The following is a 21,857-nucleotide window of genomic DNA, read 5'->3' as shown; positions in this document are numbered from 1 at the left end:
ACAACGGTGACTTCCGGTTATTCTTCCTCAAATGAGGTTGAAAAACAAGAAGCACACGTCGCGGAGGGAGACCGAGAGGAAGTTGCAGCATGCGTGTTGCCGCCTGTGCATTTTCCACCCACATGCCGGAATTTCATTGACCCAGTTTCGAGCACCAAGCGAGTTGTAGAATTTTGCTTTCAGACTGCTGGGTTAGGGCAGAATAGCGTCGGCACCTGGGTTAAAAATGCACTGGCGATAACATTTGATGTTTGCGGCAGTACCGCCTCCCGTTCCGGATTGGCACAGTAATAGACTTGATTCAAATTCGGAGGAAGCATGGGTATTTCGTATTACCTCGCATGTTTGGAGACCCGGCAATATGTCTGGGTTGGCAGGCTTGACCCACAGGGGGAGGTGCCGGCGGTGGACGTCGAAGGCTCCATCGCCATGTTCGCGCTGGAGAATCGGAACAAACCGTTGATCGTCGTTAGTGAAAGCCATCCGATCCTCGAAGAGGGAATGGAGTGGTCGCCGCCGGCAACGCAAGAAACGTGCAGCGGACAACCATGATCAACCAACGCCAACCGCATCTGTCGAAGACCTGCCATATCCACCGCCGGCATGGCACACCAGACCATGCTTGAGCTAACGCAGCGGGGCTGGAAAACTGGCAAAAGGCGCTCCGTTGCGCAGTGCCCTCGGTTACTCTTTTTAATACGAAGATGAGGTCTGCCCGGTGACAGAGAGCCATAAAGACACCATTTGCGATGTATGCGCTACCAGTACGAGGGTGCCGGGGTACGGCGAGCAGTTCGGGACGCTTCAGGCGCTCTGGGGCTATGGCGCTGGGCATGATGGCGAACGCTATCGAGTCAATCTATGCGAAAGCTGCTTTTTCGCGGCACTAGCGTTTTTGAAGCAGGAGCGCCGCACGCAGAATCTGTTCAGCGATGAGCAGCCCTGCGAGGAGCGCCCATTCGGACTAGTCGCCCGCGATGACTACTTTGGTGATTCGTAGCCATATCGCAGAGATGAGGTTATTGGCTCGCCAGCATCGAACTCTGACCATATCAGCACGACTTCTCGGTACAATGGCGTCACCCGCAATCGCTCTAGGGATCTCGCTTGACTGACGCAAAACTCACTGAAGTCGAGATGCGGCGCGCGCTTGGCCTAGACCTCGCGCCTTCGAAATCGAAGCAGCCCATACCCAAACAGCACTCTACCGTCACACTCGTTGAATTGAGCGTGCGTAAGAACGGTGGTTCGCCATTCCGCTTCGAGCACCGCTCCCGTTCCATCAGTACTCTCGCTGCCCAACTAGAGGCCGAGAAAGCAGCACGGGAGAAAGGGTATGAGGTCTGGGTCGTGTTGGATATCAGGCAGGTTTCATCATAGAGCCGCAACAGCCGTCAGTCAGTCCACGCCTCGCTGGTTGCTCTGGGGCAATGAACGCTTGAGTCAACTAGATCGAGTCAGTTCGCACTCGGGCAGCTCTTGGCCGGCACCTGTCTCTTCCAGGATAAGCCGCCTCAAGCCCTTACGTTACCGTCCATAACTGATCAATCCGCGTCGTATAGCTCGGGCTCATCATCTCCCGCCGCATGCCCCAGTCCGGTTTCGCCGGCACCCCTGCAGGTCGCATCGTTCCACGCCCCCATCGTGCATTGATCGCATCCATCACCCCCATCACCCGCTCGGCAGCCATCGGCGGTGTCGCGACGAACAGGTCATCGGTGAACTCGCCACGCTGGCGCAGATCGAGCAACAGGATCTCCGCCTTACTGAATGCAAAACCGGCCCGGAAGATCAGTTCCAGCCCCGCGGAGGCGGCCTTGGTTATCAGTCGGGTATCGTCGGTCGGATAGGGCAACTCACAGATAATGCCCTTGGTGAACTTCGGCTCGTCCGGGTTGAACATGCCAGTGCGAATGCTGATCCGTACCTTCTTGCACAGGGAGCGCTGCGCGCGCAGCTTTTCACAAGCCCGAGCGGTGTAGGAGGCCACCGCTTCGCGGATCGGTGGCAGTTCATGCAAACGCTTGCCGAACATCCGGCTGCAGCAGATCTCTTGCTTCGGCGGTACTTGCTCCTCGAGCGCCAGGCAGGATGTGCCGCGCAGTTCACGGGCCGTCTTCTCCACCAGCACTGAGAACTTGCTGCGCAGTGTCCAGGCGTCGGCCTGGGCAAGATCCCAGGCAGTACGAATGTTCATGTCGGCCAGGTGGGCGGTCATCTGCCGGCCGATGCCCCAGACCTCGCTGACATCCATCACCTGCAGGAGCCTGTTGCGCTTTTCGGGCTTTCGGATGTCCACGACCCCACCGGTCTGCCGTTGCCATAGCTTCGCCGCACGATTGGCCAGCTTGGCCAAGGTCTTGGTCTGGGCAATGCCCACCCCCACCGGGATGCCAGTGCAGCGCAGCACCCGTGCACGCATCTCCCGCCCCAACCTCTCCAAACTGCCAGGCATATCGGTCAGGTCGGCGAACGCTTCATCAATGCTGTACACCTCAAGCACCGGAGCCATCCCCTCGAGGATGGTCATCACCCGCTGACTCATGTCGCCATAAAGCGCGTAGTTGCTGGAGAACGCCAAAATGCCGTGCTGCCGAAGCTTTTGCCTGATCTGAAAATACGGCTCACCCATCTTGATGCCCAGCGCCTTGGCCTCGGCCGAGCGGGCAATCACGCAGCCGTCGTTGTATCTGAATGACTCTAACAGTTAGTAGATTGTAACATACTGTTTTATAAGCATTTTACCAGACTAACAATTTTTCAATTTTTCGAGGCCTCTTGAAACCCTTCACGACCACTGTTCGAACGCCAACGTAACCATCGTCATCCCAGCAGGTCATGCGTACAGTCGCCCGCAAGCTGGCAAGGCCGATCTGATTGAGGTGGCAGAAAAGAGCGTTTGCTCACGGTAAGTGGGCACCCTCGTGCCGACGTGCAGAAATCAGCCGGACGCATACATCTAGCTAGGCGAACGGGGCATCACGCCTTGCCGGGGAGCCCAGCTGTGCAGCAACAGCTGGCTTTCCGGGTTGGCAAGCGCGTGAGCACGTCCTTTAGGTAGATCGAAAAAAGAAAGATTAATTTCCTCCCGGTTAAACCTCCACGTTGCTTAATGGGCGGAGGTTTGAGCATGATCATCAAGCCTTCATGGCAAGAATTCGCCGACCACCGTTGAGGACAAGCAGCCCGACAGCAAAACCAATGGCAAGGTCGGGATAAGGCGAACCCGTAAGCATCACCAGTAAGCCAGCAACAATAACCCCTAGGTTGGCCAATACATCGTTTGCTGAGAATATCCAGCTTGCTCGCATGTGAGCGCCACCATTCCGGTGTTTTGATATCAAGAGCAAACAGCCAACATTGGCCACAAGGGCGACCAGGCCAACCCCCATCATCAGCAATGACTCGGGTTCGCTGCCGAAAATAAATCTGCGCACAACTTCCAGTAAAACGCCTAACGCGAGCGCTATTTGTAGAAAGCCCGACAGATGTGCGGCCTTAAGCTGTAGACCCTTGCTCCGTCCAGCGGCATAGAAGGCAAGGCCATAAACAGCGGCATCGGCGAACATATCCAGCGAATCCGCAATCAACCCTGTGGACTCAGCAATAACCCCAAGAACCAGCTCGGCTACAAACATAAGAGCGTTGATACCCAGCAAGGCTTTAAGCACTCTGGACTCGTCTAGAGCCTCCTGGGCGTCAGCCTGCCCTCTCTCCGCGACCTCGCTTGGTGCGCAAGCCCGCGTACCTATCAGGGTCGAGCCAAGGCCCAAGGAATCGAGCTTGTTAGCGTGCAGATCTATCGCCCCCGAGTGATAGACGTGAACGCGCCGTTGACTGAGATCGAAGGATAACGACTCGATACCTTCCAGCCCCTCCAAAGCCAAGCGAATCATGCGCTCTTCAGAGGGACAGTCCATCTTGGGTACAGAAAACTCACTGACCCACGCAGCCCCATTGCTTGGGGTGGACACCTCATTCGACGGCGCAACGCTATTCGCACAACCACAAGCTTTGTCACCACTCATCCCGTTCACCTCCTAACAAGTAGGCAGCCTGAATACACCCTGTAGCAGGTACAGGGTCAACCATTGATCCCAGTCAGGCTATGCCCAAAATTGAGGTCTATATTGGAAAGTAGTGATTCACCCTCGATCAATCACCAGCTACAAGGAGCAGAAGATGAAAGCATCCCAACTCGCCGCCGTCGCTTTGGCGGCAGCGCTTTTCCCCGCATTAGCCTCCGCGCAGCAGGACTCAACCGCTGCTAAATCGGCCCAACAGCAACCGATAAGCGTTGAGCAATTCGACCAAGAGATGGCAAAGGCACAAGAAAATCTCAAAAAAATGCAGGAGCAAATGAGCCAAATTCAGAAGTCCACCGACCCCGCTCAGCGCCAGAAGCTGATGCAAGAGCACCAAGCCATGATGCAACAAGGCATGCAGATGATGAATGGGATGCAGGGTAACGGGATGATGGGGTGTTGCGGGGGCGGCATGATGGGCGGCCATATGATGGGCTGGGGCCAAATGGGCAGTCACTACTCCCAGATGACGCCTGAGCAGATGAAGCAGCATCAATACATGATGGATAGGTACATGGGCATGCAGCAGATGATGATGGATCAGATGATGCAGCATCAGCAACACATGGGCATACCGCCTCGCTAAGCCCTCACGTCCACTCCACGGGGGAGCATCCTATTCCGCACTGTTAAGCGTCTGCCCAACTCACCTAGCATGGGTTAGGCAGGCCCCACCGATGCGGCAGCAGCTGCTCGATCTCACTCGCCCGCTGCGTCGGCAACCGCGTGCGCACATCTTTCAAGTAGGCATACGGTTCATGCCCATTCATCCGCACCGACTGGATCAAGCTCATGATTGCCGCCGCCCGCTTACGGTCATGCAGGTGATGGATCAAGTCAACTCGAAATGGGGCCGTGGAACCCTGCGGCCAGGCCGTTGCCTGTTACCCCGAAGTGGAACATGAAGCGAGCCCCAGCTATACAACCCGGATCGATCAGCTATGGATGGTGAAATAAGCCCCTGGGGCTACTTAGCCCCAGGCTTCGGTGCAAGCGTAACTACCTTACCTTGGGCAACGCCATCCAACTGGGCCAGCTCAATCATGAGGCGCTGGTTCACCGACGCGAGCCTGGCTAGCTCCTCAAGAAGCAGGCTGTTCTCCCCCCGGAGCGCCTTGTTCAGTTCTTTCTCCTTCATCAGTGCTTGATGCTTGGAGTCACGCTGGGCGCGCACCGACTTGCCCATAAGGTTGCGAATACGTTCCGCCACCGCAGGGTAGGTATTATGGATAAGACCCGGCGTGACTCCTGCGGCCCTGGCAACTGAGGAGATGCTGAGCTTTTGGTTGCCCTCGACCATGCCATCGATGACCTTGTCGAGTGCATCGGCTGTCTTTGGCCGAGATCGCCCAGTGGAGCGAGGCTCCGTCGCTTGCTTAGCCATTCACAGCCCCTTCTTGCTCGTCGCCATCAGGGGATAGGCCTAGGCTGTTGATAACATCGAGCGCGACCTTCAAATCACGCTCGGCGCGCTGTCTTACTGCTGGGCCTGCATCCTCAATTTTCATCAACTCCCGCTGTTGCGAGTAGATAGCATGCCAAGTGCCGGCGAATGTCTCATCAATCACCGAATGCTTGCACCCAGGGCACCGTGTCGCCTCGTATAAGCCCGCACCTCCGCATCCGCGCTCTGTGGCAATGCACCAGCCATGGCCAGTCGCCCGAATATTCGCATGAGGCGCAGTTTGGGCCAGTAGAGCGGCCCTGTTCTTGACCGGAATAGCCCGCAACTCAACGATCCTCTCTCCTGCGCCTCCGGCCAATGGCTGATCGTCGAGCCAAGATTCAATCAGGTCGATTTTGAATTCGGTCATTTGCTGGAGGATCTCATCGAACAACGTGAGATCCTGAAGGGGGTTGGAGGCATAGAGCTGAGTCATGCTCATACTGCTGTGTTTGAACTGCCACTTGAGGAATACAAGCGAAGCACGCCCCATACGAGACTCTACAAAGCACCGGGCATAGGTGCGACGGCACTGGTGAGTCCGCAATGGCCAATCACTTCCAGCGGCTTTTGCGAGTCGCTTGAAGGCCTCATTGGAACCTGCGGCGCTGAGCACTTCGATGTGTCCAACGCGCTCGGTTTTGTTGCCGCTTCCATTCAAGCAGAGGAACAGTCTCTTCGAGTCTTTTCTGGCCTTCTCCAATCGAAGCAAAAGATCAGCGGAGTCAGTTAAATTGGGCGACAGTTCAAGGTCGCTCAACTCCGCCTCAAGCTCTCTTCTCATTGGGGTTGAGCACACGGCAAAGAGATTTAACGCATCCAGCGTAAGCTCAGGGACAAGATATTCGACTCGCCCCTTTCCTGTTTTATGCTCGGTCGTGATTACCCAGCAGTAAGTAACACCATCCACCACCTCTTTTCGCCATGCGCCGACTTCAATTCCGATGACTTCTTCGTTACGCATGCCGCTGGTAATTGACGCGATGTACAAGACAGCATCACGACAATTAATCATTTTGGGGCTGCGGCGAGTAAAAGTGTCAATGCCGGTGACCATCAAATCTTCTTTCGCCTCATGGACGACCTGCTCGCAGTAATTAAATATCTTCGCCTGATCGTCTGGCGGAATTATATCCGTCCTACCGGTGTTCTTATTAGCAGCTGAACTTCCCCTTGTTTCTCCAATTCCGCTAACTCGCCACAGGGACGACTCTCCCCATGGAAAATACTGAAGAGGGGAAATGGTTTCGACAGAGAATATCCATAAAAAATCAATTATCCGCAGTCTGGAATAAAGAGGCATCGGCCTCAATGATTCTGACTTGCAATGATGTATGTAGTTGCTGATATGTATAGGCCGAACATCGGAAAACCGTTCAATTCCCAAGCCACTAAGCCAACGAATGAACGGAATTACGCTGGCGCTGACGAGAGTTGTGATCCCCCTGGCGACAGGTGGCTTTGACCCTGGGAGCCCTCTCTTGAACCATGCATACGCGACTGCCTTGCAGTCATCAATCATCTCAGGTGGGAGATTAAAGTCCCAACTGACATACTTGTGCCCCTCACTTACGTTAGATTGATCAAAGAATGGCCGAAGATCCCACCGAGCATCACCAAATCTGCTTAATACAAAAGTTTCGCCATGATCATTAACAATCGCACTAACAACTATCGCATCTCGCTCAGCCTTGCTGAGGCCCGAGGCTGTTACAGGTTGCGCGAACAGTACATCATAGGCCTTGAGAGCTGCCTTGGAGTTCCTATTAGCCGACAAGATCGCCCCCTCGAATTTTCCGCATAAACTCAATCTTGCATCCCCAGAACGGATGAGGGGACATTTTCGCTTTGGCTTTAGCCGCCTCGATCAGTTCAATATTAAATTTTCTCGACGTAAACTCGTCAATGAGCCTGATGAAATCGCCTTGGCGTTTACGCCATCCCGCCCACTCATCCGTTAAAAAATACTCCATCTCCGCGCGCAGAAACTGCTGATAGCTGAACAGTCGATACAAGTCATCAAGAGTACCGACAATTGCGTAACTAGGACATGTCAAGCAATGAATGAACTCGGAACAATGGGTGACACCATCTTTGGGCGCCAGGCTTCCATAGAGGCTATCTTTACAGCCTCCTGGGGGTGTCGGTGTGACATTGATGCCACGCAGCTGATCGGTGAAAGCCGATCCGACGAAGATCGCCCCCTCAACCCTGATCTCGTCATTTATCTTCAAATAATGGTTATCAGCGACGCTAGGGGACTGGCCCATCACGGCGGACACTTCCAGTAGGTCGCCGCCGCTGAGCTTCCAAAGCCTACTTTCCATAGTCTTTCGAAGACGACTGAGATTAACGATCAGCGGCTTGCCCTGATCATCCTTCAAAGAGTGCCTCGCACAAATACTCTTCGTTGATTGAAATAACGTGCTGGAAGCAAGCGCGACTATCTTATGACCATGCCCATTCTGTCCGGATCTATATAGCCAAACATGCGACTTAATATTCTCAGGTGCAAACTCAACCAGTGGTTCAGAAATTGACAAAGCCTTATTTACAACAGCAACCCCATCTAAAGGAATTGAGTTGTATTCGTCATGCAGTCCCGTCTGTCGAATGGTTTTGCTCTGAGCACCCTTTCCGCGTCTTTTTACGGTGTTCAAAAGTCGAAGATTAGGGATGAATGGGTGTGACTGGAGCGCATCTCTAGACATTTCCAAGAGCGGCGTAGTGTTAATGCCAGATCTGGCGGCTGTAATCAGTAACAAGACCGTCATTGCTTCAGCGTCATTCCCAGGGAATAACCCCTTATGAATAGCTATTAAGTCTGATTTTAGTGCAGTTATAAGACTCTGCATTTCCGAGAGGCTGAGCGGCTTCGCGTCATTGGTGGATTTCGCGTTATTCGGGAAAGGAACAACTGGAAGAAAATTATCTTTGTCTGCCTCAATGAATCCGTATTCAATTAGACTGATGATCAATGACCTCAGTGAAGTGTAATAGTTCTTTGCAGTTGACCCGTTTGGATATTTTAGCTTCAACCAAGAAACATATCGATCAAGATGCCGTCTAGTTAGGCTGTTGGGGGATGACGGTGGTGAATCAATCGCTCCGCTTTTCAAGAAGGCCATGAAATATCGAAGGCCATAGCTAGAGTACCCTACAAGAGTAGCCAGAGAGAAGTTCCCTCCATTGACCAGCGCCCTGATTACATGAGTGCTCTGAATGGCCCATGCGTCAAAGCCAAGCCCAATGTACTGAGTGTGATCAATCTTAGTTACATTCCGAGGATTTTTCGGGAGATCGATTACAAGCTCATTCTCTACGGTCTCGAATCCTTTAGTGACCGAATGCATCTCGGCCTTATAGTTTTTCTTTCGAGCCAACAGTAGTACCTCAGGCGCTTGGAGTAGAGCCGGCCATAAACATCATGTCTATCTCATCCTCATGGGCAAGAACAGACTGAGCCTCTAGCTGATTAATTAGATGCAGATACACCATTGTTGTTTGAATGTCGGAGTGCCCCATTCTGTCTCGGACATAGAGTAACGGCTCGCCTTTAAAATCTCGGCTTTTTCGCAATGCAAGAAGGGTATAAGTTCCATAGGTATGGCGAAGCATATGGGCCCTAACATAAAAGCCGCACTTGCGCTCATACGCTTTCATCACGTCGACGATAGAGTCTTTCGCGTATTGCCGCCCCTCCTTGGTCAGCACCAAGGCCGTGGTGCGTCCGTTGCCGGTCGCTTTCCGTACTTCGCGCTTATGAAGCGTGTACGACCACATTTCCTCCATCAGCGACCAAGGCACGTCGATTGTCCTCGGACGGTTGTACTTGAGATGCATGTCCGATGGTTCAAGAGCCACGCTGATCATTTGCCCAAGACGTAGGCCCTTCTTCAGCCGAGGATTAAAGATGTACTTGAGAGGGAAAGTGCGAGCCTCGCAGGAGCGAAGGCCAGTACGAACCATTAGATGGAACAAGATCCGGTGACTCGGATCTGCATCAAGGGCGAGGCAAACCTTTGCCTGATCTTTGGTCAGGAATTTGGTCAATCGCTTACGCTCTCGCACCATCACTGAGGGTTTGGTACTCGCGGCGTTAGGACGCGCTACGTGACTGAGAAAGCCAGAGTGCGGAGTCGCTCTGACCCTTCGCTCGCCAAAGGGTAGAACTGCGATCAGATCACGCTGCTTGGCCCATTGGTAGAACCTCACAATTAGGTTCAGTCGCTTATTCAGTGTGCTGGGATCTAGCTCCAGCTCACCGCTCGACCAGTCTCTATATCGCGACAGGACGCTCAGGCCATCTGCCTGACTCTCCTCATTCCAGGCCAGGCCATTAGCCTCCAGGAAGGCGAAGTAGTCGAACAGACGACGACCATAGGCCTCCCACGTCAGAACACTGAGTGCCTCACCTGACTCGACTAGAATGTGCCATAGGAATGATTGAGCCGGTTCCACAGGCCAGCCATCTGAACCAACCAAGAGCGGGAAACCTTCGAAGGATCGACCGGCTACCGTCAGGTCTTTTGTCGCGAGCACTAACCTCATTCCACAGCCTTCAAGCCTCTATTAGTGATCTCCCATCAAGAGCCGGGACAAACCTCGATCAGGGGGGGCGGACTGTAATGGATTAGCTAACAGTTGGCACCCTTCAGATCGTTGTTCGACAGCACGACGATAGGCGTACGCAGCAGGTCTGGGCGAAACACCCGCTCGCAACTGGCGTAGAACGAGTTGCAGTCGATCAGGGCAATTGCCGACTCAGCCTGGGGCATGGCAGCGCACGCTGTGGGTGACCACGCCCCAGATCAATAGCTCATCTCCCTCGAGTACGTAGCGCGGCGCGTAGGCCTTCAATCTCTGCCAACTTGGCCACAAGCGGCGCGCGTTCCTCCTCCGATTGTGCCTTTTCCAAGCGAGCCTGTAGTCTGAGGCGCCCGCTGCGTCGGCAACCGTGTCAGCACATCCTTGAGATAGGCATACGGATCGTGCCCATTATTACGGGCCGACTGGATCAAACTCATGATCGCAGCAGCGCACTTGAGCATGCGATCCCGCGCCGAGCATTTGAGAAGGCAACGGGATGAACGCTGGCTGGATAGCCGTGGTTTTCTGGGTATGCAGCCGAATCCATTTGTGGACGAGGTTGGCATTGAGGCTGTAGCCCAAGGCGATATTTGCGATGGAGGCACCGGGTTCAGAACACTCGTGAATGACCTGGGCCTTGAAAGATTTGCTGTAGGTACGGCGCTGAGGGGGCATGGAAAATCCGCTTGATGGGCCATGGCCTTCGGCGGCGGTGTCGGGAAGGTGTGTTGGCCGGACGGATACTGTTGAACTACGTTGTCTGGGGCAACGGAAGTGTTTCGGCCCGACTCTGGAACGCGATCCGCAGCGACGACTGGGCAATTCCGCACATTGGCCTGAGCAGCCTCGGGGAAATCGTCGGCTGGGCGCGCCCAGACGAGTTTCCGCCAAGGAACATGCAGACGAGCAAGGGGCTGCGGGCACTCGGCTATAACGTGAGGATCGGTGTTTGATCGAGGCGCCTGTGGCACACGCAGGCTAGCCAAGCTAGGCTCTGTCCATGGCCGGATCGGGCCGCCCCGCTGCGCCTTGCCTGAGCATTTGACCTGCATCAATGGGGCGGCAGAACGCTGTGCATTGACCCTTGAGTTTTTCCTGAAAGGCGCAATGTCTTGCAAGAATTTCCTTGGCCGGAACCGCAAAGCGGCGCGGTTGGAGAGGGTGAAATGAAAGCGCACCTGCAGGTGATTTTCACGCTCGATGAATTGGCAGCGTACTTGAAAGTCGGCAAGCGGACGCTTTATCGGCTCGCGCGCACGGGGAAATTCCGGCTTTCAAGGCGGGCGCGACGTGGCGGTTTCGTCAAAGCGAAATCGATCAGTGGATCAATGATCAGACCCAAGCCGGGGAAAAGAAGGAGGTGGTGCGCAGAGATGAGCAGCAGTCATCGGAACATCCCGTATCGCCTGGGCGCGCTGTCCGTCGCAGCAGGCGAAAGGATTGAGTGATTCTTCATTTTTCTTTTTTCTGGAGGTGTGACATGGATATTGATTTCAAGAAGTTGGCTCCCTGGAACTGGTTCAAAAAAGAGCAGGAGGAGCAGCAAACCGTCTCTTCACTGCCAGTGCAACGCAATGACCTACCGGCGGCGAGCGGGCCAGTCAGCCCGATCCTGCAACTGCATCGCGAGATCGACCGGCTGTTCGATGATGCGTTCCGGGGCTTCGGCTTTCCGGCGCTGGCCATGCCGCGGCTGCCATCCGATTGGTCGGGCATGCTGAAGCCGGCCCTGGACATCCAGGAAACCGACAAGCAGTACAAGATTGCCCTGGAAGTGCCCGGTGTCGAGGAGAAGGACATCCAGATCACCCTCGACAACGACGTGCTGATGGTGCGTGGCGAGAAGCGCCAGGAACAGGAGAAGAAGGAAGGTGGCTTCCACCGTGTGGAGCGCTCCTACGGCAGCTTTCAGCGTGCCTTGAACCTGCCTGACGACGCCAACCAGGATTCGATCAAGGCATCGTTCAAGAACGGGGTGCTCACGGTCACGATCGACAAGCGCGAGGTCAGCGCGCCGAAGCAGGGACGCTCGATCCCGATCAACGGCTGACGTCGCCGGCTCGTTCGTCACAAGAAAAACCCGGCACGAGACGAGGTGTCGCGGCTCGCGATGCCTCGTGCCTCAACCTTCTCAGGAGCATCAGCATGGCCAGAAAACAATGCCAGGTCTGCGGCCAACCCGCCACCGTGCGGGTGGAAGCCAATCTCAACGGTCGTCACAGCACCATGCTGTTGTGCGACGACCATTACCGCCAACTGGTGCGCCAGCAAAAGCGCACCGTCTCGCCGCTGGAAGCCTTGTTCGGCTCGCGCAGCGGCCTGTTCGAGGACTTCCTCGGCAGTGACTTCTTCCGCATCGGCGATGACGCGACGCCCTTTGCCGCCGATACCGATGACGTGGTCGATTCCGTGTTTGGCGAACCCGCCGCCGCAGGTTCGGGTGCACCGCGCCGGCGCGGCAGTGGGCTGGCCAGCCGCATCAGCGAACAGTCGGAAGCCCTGCTGCAAGAGGCCGCCAAACACGCTGCCGAATTTGGCCGCTCCGAGGTGGATACCGAACATCTGCTGCTGGCGCTGGCCGACAGCGACGTGGTCAAGACCATCCTGGGTCAGTTCAAAATCAAGGTCGATGACCTCAAGCGGCAGATCGAGTCCGAGGCCAAGCGCGGGGACAAGCCGTTCGAGGGCGAGATCGGCGTGTCGCCGCGCGTGAAGGATGCGCTCAGCCGCGCCTTCGTGGCCTCCAATGAACTCGGCCATTCCTATGTCGGTCCGGAGCATTTCCTGATCGGTCTGACCGAGGAAGGCGAAGGGCTGGCCGCCAACCTGCTACGCCGCTACGGCCTGACGCCGCAGGCGCTGCGCCAGCAGGTAAGCAAGGTGGTCGGCAAAGGGGCCGAGGATGGCCGCGCCGAGACGCCGACCAACACGCCCGAGCTGGATAAATACTCGCGCGACCTCACCAAGATGGCGCGCGACGGCAAGCTCGACCCGGTGATCGGCCGCGCGCAGGAGATCGAGACCACCATCGAGGTGCTGGCCCGGCGCAAGAAGAACAACCCGGTGCTGATCGGCGAGCCGGGCGTGGGCAAGACCGCCATCGTCGAGGGGCTGGCGCAGCGCATGGTGGCGGGCGAAGTGCCCGAGACGTTGCGCGACAAGCGCCTGGTGGAACTCAACATCAACGCCATGGTGGCTGGCGCCAAGTACCGCGGCGAGTTCGAGGAGCGCGTGCAGAAGGTGCTCAAGGAAGTGACCGAGCACCAGGGCGAGATGATTCTCTTCATCGATGAGGTGCATACCATCGTCGGTGCCGGCCAGGGTGGCGGCGAAGGCGGGCTGGACGTGGCCAACGTGTTCAAGCCGATGATGGCGCGCGGCGAACTGAACCTGATCGGCGCCACCACGCTTAACGAGTATCAGAAGTACATCGAGAAGGACGCCGCGCTGGAGCGTCGCTTCCAGCCGGTGATGGTGCCCGAGCCGACGGTAGCGCAGACCATGATGATCCTGCGCGGCCTGCGCGACACCTTCGAGGCGCACCACAAGGTCAGCATCACCGAGGATGCGATCATCGCCGCCGCCGAGTTGTCGGACCGCTACATCACCGCGCGCTTTTTGCCTGACAAGGCCATCGACTTGCTCGACCAGGCGGCCGCACGCGTGAAACTGTCGGCCACAGCCCGCCCGGTGGCGGTGCAAGAGCTGGAGTCCGAACTGCACCAACTGCGGCGTGAGCAGGACTATATGGCCTCGCGCAAGCAGTACGACAAGGCCGCAGAGCTCGGCAAGCGCATCGAAGCCAAGGAGGCCGAGCTCAAGAAGCTGATCGAGGACTGGGAGCGGGAGCGGGCCTCCGGCAGTGCCGAAGTCAAGGCCGAGCACGTGGCCCAGATCGTTTCGCGCCTGACCGGTATCCCGGTCAACGAGTTGACGGTGGAAGAGCGCGAAAAGCTGCTGCACTTGGAGCAACGGCTGCACGAGCGCCTGGTGGGACAAGACGAGGCGGTACGCGCGGTGGCGGATGCGGTGCGGCTGTCGCGCGCGGGGCTGCGCGAAGGCAGCAAGCCCGTGGCCACGTTCCTGTTCCTGGGCCCCACCGGCGTCGGCAAGACCGAGCTCGCCAAGGCGCTGGCCGAATCGGTCTACGGCGACGAGGGCGCCCTGTTGCGCATCGACATGTCGGAGTACGGCGAGCGCCATACCGTGGCACGGCTGGTGGGCGCTCCCCCGGGCTACGTCGGCTATGACGAAGGCGGCCAGCTCACGGAGAAGGTCCGTCGCAAGCCCTACAGCGTGCTGCTGCTCGACGAGATCGAGAAGGCACACCCCGACGTCTACAACATCCTGCTGCAGGTGTTCGATGATGGCCGCCTCACCGACGGCAAGGGCCGGGTGGTGGATTTCACCAACACCATCATCATCGCCACGTCCAACCTGGGTTCGGACATCATCCAGCGACGGCTGAAGGTGCGCGGGGCGGCCGGCGAGGAGTACGAAAAGACCAAGGCCGAGGTGATGGACGTGCTGCGCGGCCACTTCCGTCCCGAGTTCATCAACCGCATCGACGAGATCATCGTCTTCCATGCGCTGGGCAAGGAGGAGATTCGCCACATCGTCGGCCTGCAGCTTGATCGCGTGGCACGCAGCGCCGCCAGCCAGGGCGTGACGCTCAGATTCGATCAGACCCTGATCGATCATTTCGCGGAAGAAGGCTACAAGCCGGAGTTCGGTGCGCGTGAACTCAAGCGCCTGATCCGCAGCGAGCTGGAAACCGCGCTGGCACGCGAGATGCTCGGCGGCGGAATCGGCAAGGGCGATCACGCCAGCGCACGCTGGGACGACAAGGCCGAACGCGTGGTGTTCGAACGCCATGAGTCACCGCAGACTCCGGCCGAGCCAGAGCAGCCGGATGCCGCGAAGGCGGCCGAGGCGCCGCCGAGCGACGCGAGCAAGCCTGCGCGCAAGAAGAAGTCAGCGGGCGGCGAATCTTGAGCGATGGGGGCTGCCGTGTCCGATCCCATCGGCCTGGCATGGGCAGCCTCCCTGGCCTCGATCGCGGTGGCGGTCGTGGCCGCGGGTCACGCGGTCGTCTACAAGCGTGATCCGCGGTCGGCCACGCCGTGGGGGCTGCTCATCAGCGGCGGCACTGCCCTCCCGCTCGCTGGCCATCCGTTTGCGTGACGGCGCGGCCCGTCTGTTCACCTGATCCTCTGGCGACTCGACTTTCGAGGAACACGGCCCATGGAAAAAAAGAATCAATGGAATACCGGCTACTGGATCGTTGCCCTCCTGCTGTTGTTGAGTTTGCAGAGCTACTGGCAGACGGCGAAAACCGTCGAGCCGGTGCCCTACAGCGAGTTCGAGAAGGCGCTGGCCGAGGGTCGCGTGGCCGAAGTGCTGGTGTCGGATCGTACGGTGACCGGGCGCCTGAAGTCGCCGGACAGCCGGGGCAAGACGACGATCGTGGCAACGAGGGTCGAACCCGATCTTGCCGATCGCCTGTCGAAGTACGACGTGCCCTATGCCCGCGTGTTGGAGAGCACCTGGCTGCGCGATGTGCTGTCGTGGATCCTGCCAGCGGTAGCCTTCTTTGGCGTCTGGTTCTTCCTGTTCCGCCGCTTCGCCGAGAAGCAGGGCATGGGCGGGTTTCTCAACATCGGTAAGAGCCGCGCCAAGGTGTTCGTGGAAAAGAACACCGGTGTGACGTTCGCCGATGTCGCGGGGGTGGATGAGGCCAAGGCGGAGCTGGTCGAGATCGTCGATTTCCTGAAGAATCCGCAGGACTATGGCCGTCTCGGGGCGCGCATCCCCAAGGGTGTGCTGCTGGTGGGGCCGCCCGGCACCGGCAAGACCTTGCTGGCCAAGGCGGTCGCCGGTGAAGCGGGCGTACCGTTTTTCTCCATCTCGGGTTCGGAATTCGTCGAGATGTTCGTCGGCGTGGGCGCGGCGCGGGTGCGCGACCTTTTCGAGCAGGCCCGCGGCCAGGCGCCGGCCATCATCTTCATCGACGAGCTCGACGCGCTGGGCCGTGCGCGCGGCGTCGGCGGCCCGATCGGCGGTCATGACGAACGCGAGCAGACGCTCAACCAGTTGCTGACCGAGTTGGACGGTTTCGATGCCTCCGTGGGGCTCATCATTCTGGCCGCGACCAACCGGCCCGAAATCCTCGATCAGGCGCTCTTGCGCGCCGGCCGCTTCGACCGCCAGGTGCTGGTGGACCGCCCCGACAAGAAGGGCCGGCTCGACATCCTGAAGGTGCATGTCAAGAAAGTCACGCTGGCACCCGAGGTCGACCTCGAGCAGGTGGCCGCGCTGACCACCGGCTTCTCGGGGGCGGATCTGGCCAATCTGGTCAACGAGGCGGCGCTGGCCGCGACGCGCCGCCGCTCGCAGGCCGTGGAGCTGCAGGACTTCACCGCCGCCATCGAGCGCATCGTGGCGGGGCTGGAAAAGAAAAACCGCGTGCTCAACCCCAAGGAGCGCGAGACCGTGGCCTATCACGAGATGGGCCATGCGCTGGTGGCGCTGGCGCTGCCGGGCACTGACCCGGTGCACAAGATTTCCATCATCCCGCGTGGCATCGGCGCCTTGGGCTACACCCTGCAGCGCCCGACCGAAGACCGTTTCCTGATGACGCGCAGCGATCTGGAACACAAGATCGCCGTGCTCCTGGGCGGACGCGCGGCCGAGAAGCTGGTGTTTGGCGAACTCTCCACGGGGGCGGCCGACGACCTGGCGCGGGCCACCGACATCGCCCGCGACATGATCACCCGCTTCGGTATGGACGAAGGCTTGGGCTACATCGCCTTCGAGGCGCAGCGGCCGCGCTTCCTCGACACGCCCGAGTTGGCCAGCGGCGGCTGCCGGGTGGCGGAATCGACCCAGGCGCGCATCGATCAGGCCATCCGCGACATCGTGATGGGCGTGTTCGAGCGCGCCTACGGGATTCTCGACGCCAACCGCGCGGTGCTGGAGCGCTGTGCCCGCGAGCTCCTGGCGCGGGAAACCCTGGATGAAGCCGATATCCGCCGCCTGACCGAGGGGCTCCAGCGCGCCACCCCGGCCACGGCGGCCGAGGCGGCGCTCCCCTCATCCTCAACACCTTCAGGAGCCTCGACATGAGCGACAGCCTGCACATCGTTTGCCCGCATTGCCAATCCGTCAACCGCGTACCGGCGGGCAAACTCGCCGACCAGCCTAACTGCGGCCGTTGCCAGCAGCCGTTGTTCACGGGCGCGCCCATCGAGCTGACCACGGCGACATTCACGCGCCACGTGGAGCGCAGCGACATTCCTCTGCTGGTCGATTTCTGGGCCCCCTGGTGCGGCCCCTGCAAGATGATGGCGCCGCAGTTCCAGCAGGCCGCGCGCCTGCTGGAACCCAAGGTACGGCTGGCCAAGGTCGACACCGAGGCAGAGCCTCAATTGGCCACCCGCTTCGGCATCCGCAGCATTCCGACCCTGGCGCTGTTCCGGGGCGGGCGGGAGATCGCGCGTCAGGCCGGCGCCATGGGGGCACAGGACATCGTGCGCTGGGCATCCTCGGCTGTGGTGAGTTGAGGGCCGATGCAGGACTTGCTCGGTACGACGCTGATTCTGCTGGTCGCCTGCAGTCTGGCGGCTGCGTTGACGGCCAGGCTGAATATCCCGACCTTGCTGGGTTATCTGCTGGTCGGTGTCTTGCTGGGCCCTCCGGCCACGGCCTGGATCATGCCGGGACCGGCGCTGAATTTCCTGTCCGAGCTGGGGGTGGCGCTGCTGCTGTTCATGGTCGGGCTGGAGTTCTCGCTCGGTCATTTCTGGCTCACCCGCAAGACCGTGCTGGTGGCCGGGACACTGCAGCTGGCGATGGTCGCCGCACCGGTGGCGTTGGCTTTGCTGTGGCTGGGGCTGCCGCTCGACAGCGCCGCACTGCTGGGCGCGGCGGCGGCCATGTCGTCGACAGCGCTGGTCAGCCGGCAGCTGGCCGATCAGGGCGAGTTGACCACACGCCACGGCCGCGGCGCCATTGCCGTGCTGGTGTTCCAGGATCTGGCCAGTGTGCCCTTGCTGGCGCTGCTGGCGATCTGGGCGCGCGGCGATGCTCCCGGGCTTGGCCGTGTGCTTGGGGAGGTGGCGGGCGTGCTGTTGCTGTTTGCCGTCTCGGCGGTTGCGTCGCGCCGCCTGTTGCATGGCTTGCTGGGCTGGGTGGCGCGGCAGGGGCACGAAGAGTCCTTCGTGCTGGTCTCGCTGAGTCTGGTGGTGGCGGCTGCGGCAGCGGCCCATGCACTGGGTGTGTCGGCTGCGCTCGGTGCCTTTCTTGCCGGCATGGTGCTGGGGGAGAGCGATTTCCGGCACCACATGGAAAACCACCTCAAGCCCTTTCGTGATGTGCTGTCGGGCTTGTTCTTCGTGACCATTGGCCTGCAGCTGGACACCGCGCAGATCGTGGCCGCACCGCTGGCGGTACTGGGTTGGCTGTTGGCCTTGGTGCCTCTCAAGATGGGGCTGAACTTTCTGGCGCTGCGCGCAACCCGCCTGTCGGCGCTCGACGCCTGGCGCGCAGGCATCGTGCTGGGTCATGGCGGCGAGTTTGCGCTGCTGCTCCTGGGCATGGTCATGCAGCAGCACCTGATCGCCGCCACCATGGTGCAACCGATGCTGGTGGCGCTGGTGTTGAGCATGGGGTTGGCACCGCTCCTGATCCGACACCATGACCGATGGGCGCGGGCTTTCAGCCGCTCGGGCGCACTCGGTCAGCCACCGCAGGCCGAAGAAGGCGAAGTCGCCGAGCGGGCGCGGTCGTTGCGCGACCATGTGATCATCTGTGGGGCGGATGACGTCGGGCTGCTGCTGAGCCGAACGCTGCGCCTGGCAGGCATACCGCATTTGCTGCTGGAATCGGACCGCCAACGGGTCGAAGCGGGGCGTGCGATGGGGGTGCCGGTGTCGTATGGCGATGCCAGTCGGCTCGACACCCTGGCCGCCGCCGGATTGGCCCATGCCCGCCTGGTGGTGCTGACGTTTGCCCGTCCGCAGACGGCCCTGCGTATCGCTCAGGCGGTTCTCGACCGCCGCCTGAGCTTGTCCGTGGTGGTGGCCACTGAGCGCGTAACGGATGCCCAGCTTTTGCGTAATCTGCCCAATGTCAGACTGTACCCGTTGTACCTGGCTGCGGGACTGGGACTGGCCGAGCAGGTACTGTTGATGTTGGGCATCAACGCCGACCAAGTCGACCACCGGATCGAGGAATTACGGCAGACACTCAGTGAGTCAGGTGGGGATAGACCATGAACGGGCCGACCATTTGGCTGATGGTGTCGCTACTTGCCAATATTGGCATGGCGGTTGCGCTATGGCGTTTTGTTCGTACCAATCGCCAGAGGCGTGACGAGCTGAAGCATCGCAAATCGATGACAAGGAACGGATCGCCATCGCCCTGGAGGGCGCAGGGCTGGGATTCTGGGAGTGGGATATCGCTACCGACAGCTTCAGGCTTTCTGCCCGCAGTCTGGCGATGTTCGGCTTGACCTCCGACGAGGAGGTTGGCGCCACCCATGCCGCATGGCAAGCGCGTATTCACCCGGAGGATTTGCCGGTCGTTCTGGCAAAGGTGCGCGCTTACCAAGAAAACCCGTCGGAGCGATTGGAGTGCGAGTACCGCGTTCGTCATCGATCTGGCGTTTGGATTTGGGTGCTGGATCGCGGCCGTTGGCTGGGTGACGCGGGCAGGCAACTGATAGTCGGCACTCTGCTCGACATCTCTTCTCGCAAGGAAATGGAGCAGCAGTTGCTGCGTATGGCGATCACCGACCCCTTGACCGGCTTGTCGAACCGGCGGGCTTTTAACGAACGATTACAGCTGGAATGGGAGCGCCTCAAACGCAGCCCCGAGATACAAGCAGCACTTGTGCTCTGCGACATCGATCACTTCAAGCGCATCAATGACACCTATGGACACGGATGCAGCGATGAGGTGCTCAAGCACTTTGCTTCACGGTTGAGGGAACATGTTCGCGCAACCGACATGGCTGCCCGGATTGGGGGGAGGAATTCGCTGTGTTGTTGGAAGCGGCATCGATAGAAGACGCCCAAGTATGGGCGGAGCGATTTCGTCAGGACACTGCGGCGACAGCGGTGGTGTGTGGAGAGGTGTCGATCAGCTATAGCGCCAGCATGGGGGTGGCTCTTCTTGACCCCCGTTTGCACTCTGTCGAGCAGGTGATGCAGCAGGCGGACAGCGCGCTCTACCAGGCAAAAAGACAAGGGCGCAACCAAGTTGTGGGTGCACAAGTATTTCAGAATTGAGAGGAGTGGCGATGAAGGAAAAGCAAGCAGACCCGATCAAAACATTTCGCGCCCAATGGGCAGTGATGACGTTCTACGAGCGCTTCGAACAGGTGATCGCGCTCGCGCTGTCCGCAATCATTGCCGTGATCATCGTGGTCTCGCTGCTGCAGCTGATCTCGATCGTCTTCAGCCTGCTGATCATTGATGCGTTCAATCCGCTCGATCACAAGGTCTTCCAGACCGTGTTCGGCATGATCATGACGCTGCTCATCGCCATGGAGTTCAAGCATTCCATCGTGCGGGTGGCCTTGCGGCGCGACAGCATCATCCAGGTCAAGACGGTGATCCTGATCGGGCTGATCGCCCTGGCGCGTAAATTCGTGATCCTCGACCCGGAGACCGGCCCCGCCAAGGTCGCGGCGCTCGCAGGCGCGACACTGGCCCTCGGGGCGACTTACTGGCTGCTGCGCGAGCGCGATGACCGGACAGCCGGGGAAAGCTCAGATGATCAGTCGTGATCTGCGCCACGCGCAGAATGTCGGCGCGCGGCATCGCTGGCTCAATCGCCTGCAAACCGCGCTGTTGGTGCTGACCCTGCTCGGGATTGCCGCCGTCGCTGGCAGCCTGCTGTTGGGTGACGGCGGGCTTTGGCTGGCGCTTGCGGCCGCGGGGTTCACCCTGCTGCTCGAACCGGCGGCCGCCTCCGGGCTGACCTTGCGGCTGTATGGCGCACGCCCCCTGCACCCGGATGAAGCGCCCGATCTTTGGGCTGTGTTGCGCGAACTGGCGGCGCGGGCCGGGCTGCCTGCCGTGCCGGTACCGCACTACGTGCCCAGCGGGGTCGTCAACGCCTTCGCCACCGGTTCGAAGCATCACGCGGCCATCGCGCTGACCGACGGCCTACTGCGTAGCCTCACGCCCCGCGAGTTGACCGGCGTGCTCGGCCACGAAATCGCGCATATTGCGAACGAGGATTTGCGTGTCATGGGCTTGGCCGATTCGATCAGCCGGCTCACCCATCTTCTGGCCTTGTTGGGGCAGCTTGCGATCGTGCTCAGCTTGCCAGCGTTATTGCTTGGAGTCACGGAAGTCAATTGGCCCGCGTTGCTTCTACTGGCGGTCGCGCCACAGCTGGCCTTGCTGGCTCAGTTGGGCTTGTCCAGGGTGCGCGAATTCGACGCCGACCGGCTCGCTGCCGAATTGACCGGCGACCCGCACGGGCTGGCCTCGGCGCTCGCCAAGATCGAGCGGGTGAGCCGCTCCTGGCGCGTCTGGCTGCTGCCCGGATGGGGCAATCCGGAACCCTCCTGGTTGCGCACGCATCCGGCGACGGCTGAACGCATTGAGCGCTTGCTGGAACTTGCTCCGCCGCCCGCGATGCCGCCGTTTCCATCGGCCCGTTTCGTCCCCGAGGTGACCGTATCACCACGTCCGCCACGCTGGCGCACCGGCGGCCTTTGGCGCTGA

General features: G+C 59.3%; 19 protein-coding genes and 7 pseudogenes. 15 read left to right on the top strand and 11 right to left on the bottom strand.

Annotated elements, in window-relative coordinates:
• The first annotated feature begins 318 nt into the window (after positions 1-318).
• Together FG99_RS05485 and FG99_RS32750 are read left to right on the top strand one after the other, a co-directional pair.
• A complete protein-coding gene (locus FG99_RS05485) occupies positions 319-552 on the top strand; it encodes a hypothetical protein (protein WP_031653269.1) in 234 nt (77 codons plus the stop codon).
• A gap of 166 nt (positions 553-718) precedes the next feature.
• Positions 719-1,000, top strand: a complete 282-nt coding sequence (locus FG99_RS32750) for a hypothetical protein (RefSeq protein WP_041106953.1) — start codon at positions 719-721, stop codon at positions 998-1,000.
• Positions 1,001-1,522: 522 nt separating this feature from the next.
• Here FG99_RS32750 and umuC read toward each other — a convergent pair.
• A pseudogene (umuC, locus tag FG99_RS05480) lies at positions 1,523-2,686 on the bottom strand (translesion error-prone DNA polymerase V subunit UmuC); the annotation flags it as partial.
• Positions 2,687-3,137: 451 nt separating this feature from the next.
• Positions 3,138-4,028, bottom strand: coding sequence for a cation efflux transmembrane domain-containing protein (locus tag FG99_RS05475; RefSeq protein ID WP_037060584.1), 891 nt, complete (start codon positions 4,026-4,028; stop codon positions 3,138-3,140).
• 154 nt (positions 4,029-4,182) lie between these two features.
• Here FG99_RS05475 and FG99_RS05470 point away from each other — a divergent pair, with 154 nt between their 5' ends.
• Positions 4,183-4,671, top strand: coding sequence for a hypothetical protein (locus FG99_RS05470; RefSeq protein ID WP_009400465.1), 489 nt, complete (start codon positions 4,183-4,185; stop codon positions 4,669-4,671).
• Between the two features lie 64 nt (positions 4,672-4,735).
• Here the strand turns inward: FG99_RS05470 and FG99_RS31060 are convergent.
• A pseudogene (locus tag FG99_RS31060) lies at positions 4,736-4,909 on the bottom strand (transposase domain-containing protein); the annotation flags it as partial.
• On the opposite strand from FG99_RS31060, the gene FG99_RS33160 reads away from it, so the two are divergent.
• Entirely contained in the window at positions 4,844-4,990 is a 147-nt protein-coding gene (locus tag FG99_RS33160; protein ID WP_336512780.1) for a DUF4113 domain-containing protein, read from the top strand. The pseudogene FG99_RS31060 and the gene FG99_RS33160 overlap by 66 nt on opposite strands.
• 62 nt (positions 4,991-5,052) lie before the next feature.
• Here FG99_RS33160 and FG99_RS05465 read toward each other — a convergent pair whose 3' ends face one another.
• The 8 genes and pseudogenes from FG99_RS05465 to FG99_RS31925 all read right to left on the bottom strand — a co-directional run bounded on the left by FG99_RS05465 (position 5,053) and on the right by FG99_RS31925 (position 10,794).
• Positions 5,053-5,469, bottom strand: coding sequence for a hypothetical protein (locus FG99_RS05465; RefSeq protein ID WP_009400469.1), 417 nt, complete (start codon positions 5,467-5,469; stop codon positions 5,053-5,055).
• Positions 5,462-7,306, bottom strand: a complete 1,845-nt coding sequence (locus tag FG99_RS32745) for a site-specific integrase (RefSeq protein ID WP_232244909.1) — start codon at positions 7,304-7,306, stop codon at positions 5,462-5,464. The genes FG99_RS05465 and FG99_RS32745 overlap by 8 nt, the downstream gene beginning before the upstream one ends.
• On the bottom strand, positions 7,296-8,912 hold the full coding sequence (locus tag FG99_RS05455) for a hypothetical protein (protein ID WP_037060585.1): 1,617 nt from the start codon (positions 8,910-8,912) through the stop codon (positions 7,296-7,298). The genes FG99_RS32745 and FG99_RS05455 overlap by 11 nt, the downstream gene beginning before the upstream one ends.
• 10 nt (positions 8,913-8,922) lie before the next feature.
• Positions 8,923-10,080 carry a tyrosine-type recombinase/integrase gene (locus FG99_RS05450; protein WP_009400475.1) on the bottom strand — a complete coding sequence of 386 codons (1,158 nt, stop codon included), beginning with the start codon at positions 10,078-10,080 and terminating at the stop codon, positions 8,923-8,925.
• Between the two features lie 107 nt (positions 10,081-10,187).
• A pseudogene (locus FG99_RS33155) lies at positions 10,188-10,307 on the bottom strand (hypothetical protein); the annotation flags it as partial.
• Positions 10,294-10,383: pseudogene (locus tag FG99_RS32740) on the bottom strand (peptidase S24); the annotation flags it as partial. The pseudogenes FG99_RS33155 and FG99_RS32740, both read right to left, overlap by 14 nt.
• 2 nt (positions 10,384-10,385) lie before the next feature.
• Positions 10,386-10,574: pseudogene (locus FG99_RS32735) on the bottom strand (transposase domain-containing protein); the annotation flags it as partial.
• A complete protein-coding gene (locus tag FG99_RS31925; protein ID WP_074198800.1) occupies positions 10,531-10,794 on the bottom strand; it encodes a transposase in 264 nt (87 codons plus the stop codon). The gene FG99_RS31925 and the pseudogene FG99_RS32735, both read right to left, overlap by 44 nt.
• Before the next feature lie 14 nt (positions 10,795-10,808).
• Here FG99_RS31925 and FG99_RS31920 point away from each other — a divergent pair, with 14 nt between their 5' ends.
• From FG99_RS31920 to FG99_RS05400, 11 genes and pseudogenes are all read left to right on the top strand, one after another.
• Positions 10,809-11,072: a hypothetical protein gene (locus tag FG99_RS31920; protein WP_041771899.1), complete on the top strand. Its 264-nt coding sequence runs from the start codon at positions 10,809-10,811 to the stop codon at positions 11,070-11,072.
• Between the two features lie 213 nt (positions 11,073-11,285).
• Positions 11,286-11,563 (top strand): annotated as a pseudogene (locus FG99_RS31045) (helix-turn-helix domain-containing protein).
• 36 nt (positions 11,564-11,599) lie between these two features.
• A complete protein-coding gene (gene hsp20, locus FG99_RS05440; protein ID WP_013984531.1) occupies positions 11,600-12,169 on the top strand; it encodes a small heat shock protein sHSP20 in 570 nt (189 codons plus the stop codon).
• A gap of 95 nt (positions 12,170-12,264) precedes the next feature.
• Positions 12,265-15,114, top strand: coding sequence for a heat shock survival AAA family ATPase ClpK (clpK, locus tag FG99_RS05435; protein WP_043267789.1), 2,850 nt, complete (start codon positions 12,265-12,267; stop codon positions 15,112-15,114).
• Positions 15,115-15,117: 3 nt separating this feature from the next.
• The gene (locus FG99_RS05430) at positions 15,118-15,303 is read left to right on the top strand and encodes a hypothetical protein (RefSeq protein ID WP_041110302.1); all 186 of its coding nucleotides are present in this window, start codon (positions 15,118-15,120) and stop codon (positions 15,301-15,303) included.
• Positions 15,304-15,363: 60 nt separating this feature from the next.
• Entirely contained in the window at positions 15,364-17,244 is a 1,881-nt protein-coding gene (gene ftsH / locus FG99_RS05425; RefSeq protein WP_041110301.1) for an ATP-dependent zinc metalloprotease FtsH, read from the top strand.
• Positions 17,241-17,681 (top strand): thioredoxin TrxC, encoded by a 441-nt coding sequence (gene trxC / locus FG99_RS05420; protein ID WP_041110300.1) that lies wholly within the window; start codon positions 17,241-17,243, stop codon positions 17,679-17,681. Before ftsH ends, trxC begins: the two co-directional genes overlap by 4 nt.
• Positions 17,682-17,687: 6 nt before the next feature.
• Positions 17,688-19,394: a cation:proton antiporter domain-containing protein gene (locus FG99_RS05415; RefSeq protein WP_043222783.1), complete on the top strand. Its 1,707-nt coding sequence runs from the start codon at positions 17,688-17,690 to the stop codon at positions 19,392-19,394.
• Between the two features lie 115 nt (positions 19,395-19,509).
• A pseudogene (locus tag FG99_RS05410) lies at positions 19,510-20,408 on the top strand (GGDEF domain-containing protein).
• An 11-nt stretch (positions 20,409-20,419) separates the two neighbouring features.
• Entirely contained in the window at positions 20,420-20,908 is a 489-nt protein-coding gene (locus tag FG99_RS05405; RefSeq protein ID WP_004152114.1) for a phosphate-starvation-inducible PsiE family protein, read from the top strand.
• Positions 20,895-21,857: a zinc metalloprotease HtpX gene (locus FG99_RS05400; RefSeq protein WP_051878465.1), complete on the top strand. Its 963-nt coding sequence runs from the start codon at positions 20,895-20,897 to the stop codon at positions 21,855-21,857. Before FG99_RS05405 ends, FG99_RS05400 begins: the two co-directional genes overlap by 14 nt.

The sequence above is a fragment of the Pseudomonas sp. AAC genome, from assembly GCF_000725445.1.
Taxonomy (GTDB): domain Bacteria; phylum Pseudomonadota; class Gammaproteobacteria; order Pseudomonadales; family Pseudomonadaceae; genus Pseudomonas; species Pseudomonas citronellolis.
Note: the sequence above shows the minus strand (reverse complement) of the source record. Positions and strands in the feature narration are given on the sequence as shown.

Bases quoted from the DNA above. Each gene is read 5' to 3' on its own strand.
- FG99_RS05485 (WP_031653269.1), top strand. From the start codon at position 319: ATGGGTATTTCGTATTACCTCGCATGTTTGGAGACCCGGCAATATGTC.
- FG99_RS05475 (WP_037060584.1), bottom strand. From the start codon at position 4,028: ATGAGTGGTGACAAAGCTTGTGGTTGTGCGAATAGCGTTGCGCCGTCG.
- FG99_RS05470 (WP_009400465.1), top strand. From the start codon at position 4,183: ATGAAAGCATCCCAACTCGCCGCCGTCGCTTTGGCGGCAGCGCTTTTC.
- FG99_RS33160 (WP_336512780.1), top strand. From the start codon at position 4,844: ATGCCCATTCATCCGCACCGACTGGATCAAGCTCATGATTGCCGCCGC.
- FG99_RS05465 (WP_009400469.1), bottom strand. From the start codon at position 5,469: ATGGCTAAGCAAGCGACGGAGCCTCGCTCCACTGGGCGATCTCGGCCA.
- FG99_RS05450 (WP_009400475.1), bottom strand. From the start codon at position 10,080: ATGAGGTTAGTGCTCGCGACAAAAGACCTGACGGTAGCCGGTCGATCC.
- FG99_RS31925 (WP_074198800.1), bottom strand. From the start codon at position 10,794: ATGCCCCCTCAGCGCCGTACCTACAGCAAATCTTTCAAGGCCCAGGTC.
- FG99_RS31920 (WP_041771899.1), top strand. From the start codon at position 10,809: ATGGGCCATGGCCTTCGGCGGCGGTGTCGGGAAGGTGTGTTGGCCGGA.
- hsp20 (WP_013984531.1), top strand. From the start codon at position 11,600: ATGGATATTGATTTCAAGAAGTTGGCTCCCTGGAACTGGTTCAAAAAA.
- clpK (WP_043267789.1), top strand. From the start codon at position 12,265: ATGGCCAGAAAACAATGCCAGGTCTGCGGCCAACCCGCCACCGTGCGG.
- FG99_RS05430 (WP_041110302.1), top strand. From the start codon at position 15,118: ATGGGGGCTGCCGTGTCCGATCCCATCGGCCTGGCATGGGCAGCCTCC.
- ftsH (WP_041110301.1), top strand. From the start codon at position 15,364: ATGGAAAAAAAGAATCAATGGAATACCGGCTACTGGATCGTTGCCCTC.
- trxC (WP_041110300.1), top strand. From the start codon at position 17,241: ATGAGCGACAGCCTGCACATCGTTTGCCCGCATTGCCAATCCGTCAAC.
- FG99_RS05415 (WP_043222783.1), top strand. From the start codon at position 17,688: ATGCAGGACTTGCTCGGTACGACGCTGATTCTGCTGGTCGCCTGCAGT.
- FG99_RS05405 (WP_004152114.1), top strand. From the start codon at position 20,420: ATGAAGGAAAAGCAAGCAGACCCGATCAAAACATTTCGCGCCCAATGG.
- FG99_RS05400 (WP_051878465.1), top strand. From the start codon at position 20,895: ATGATCAGTCGTGATCTGCGCCACGCGCAGAATGTCGGCGCGCGGCAT.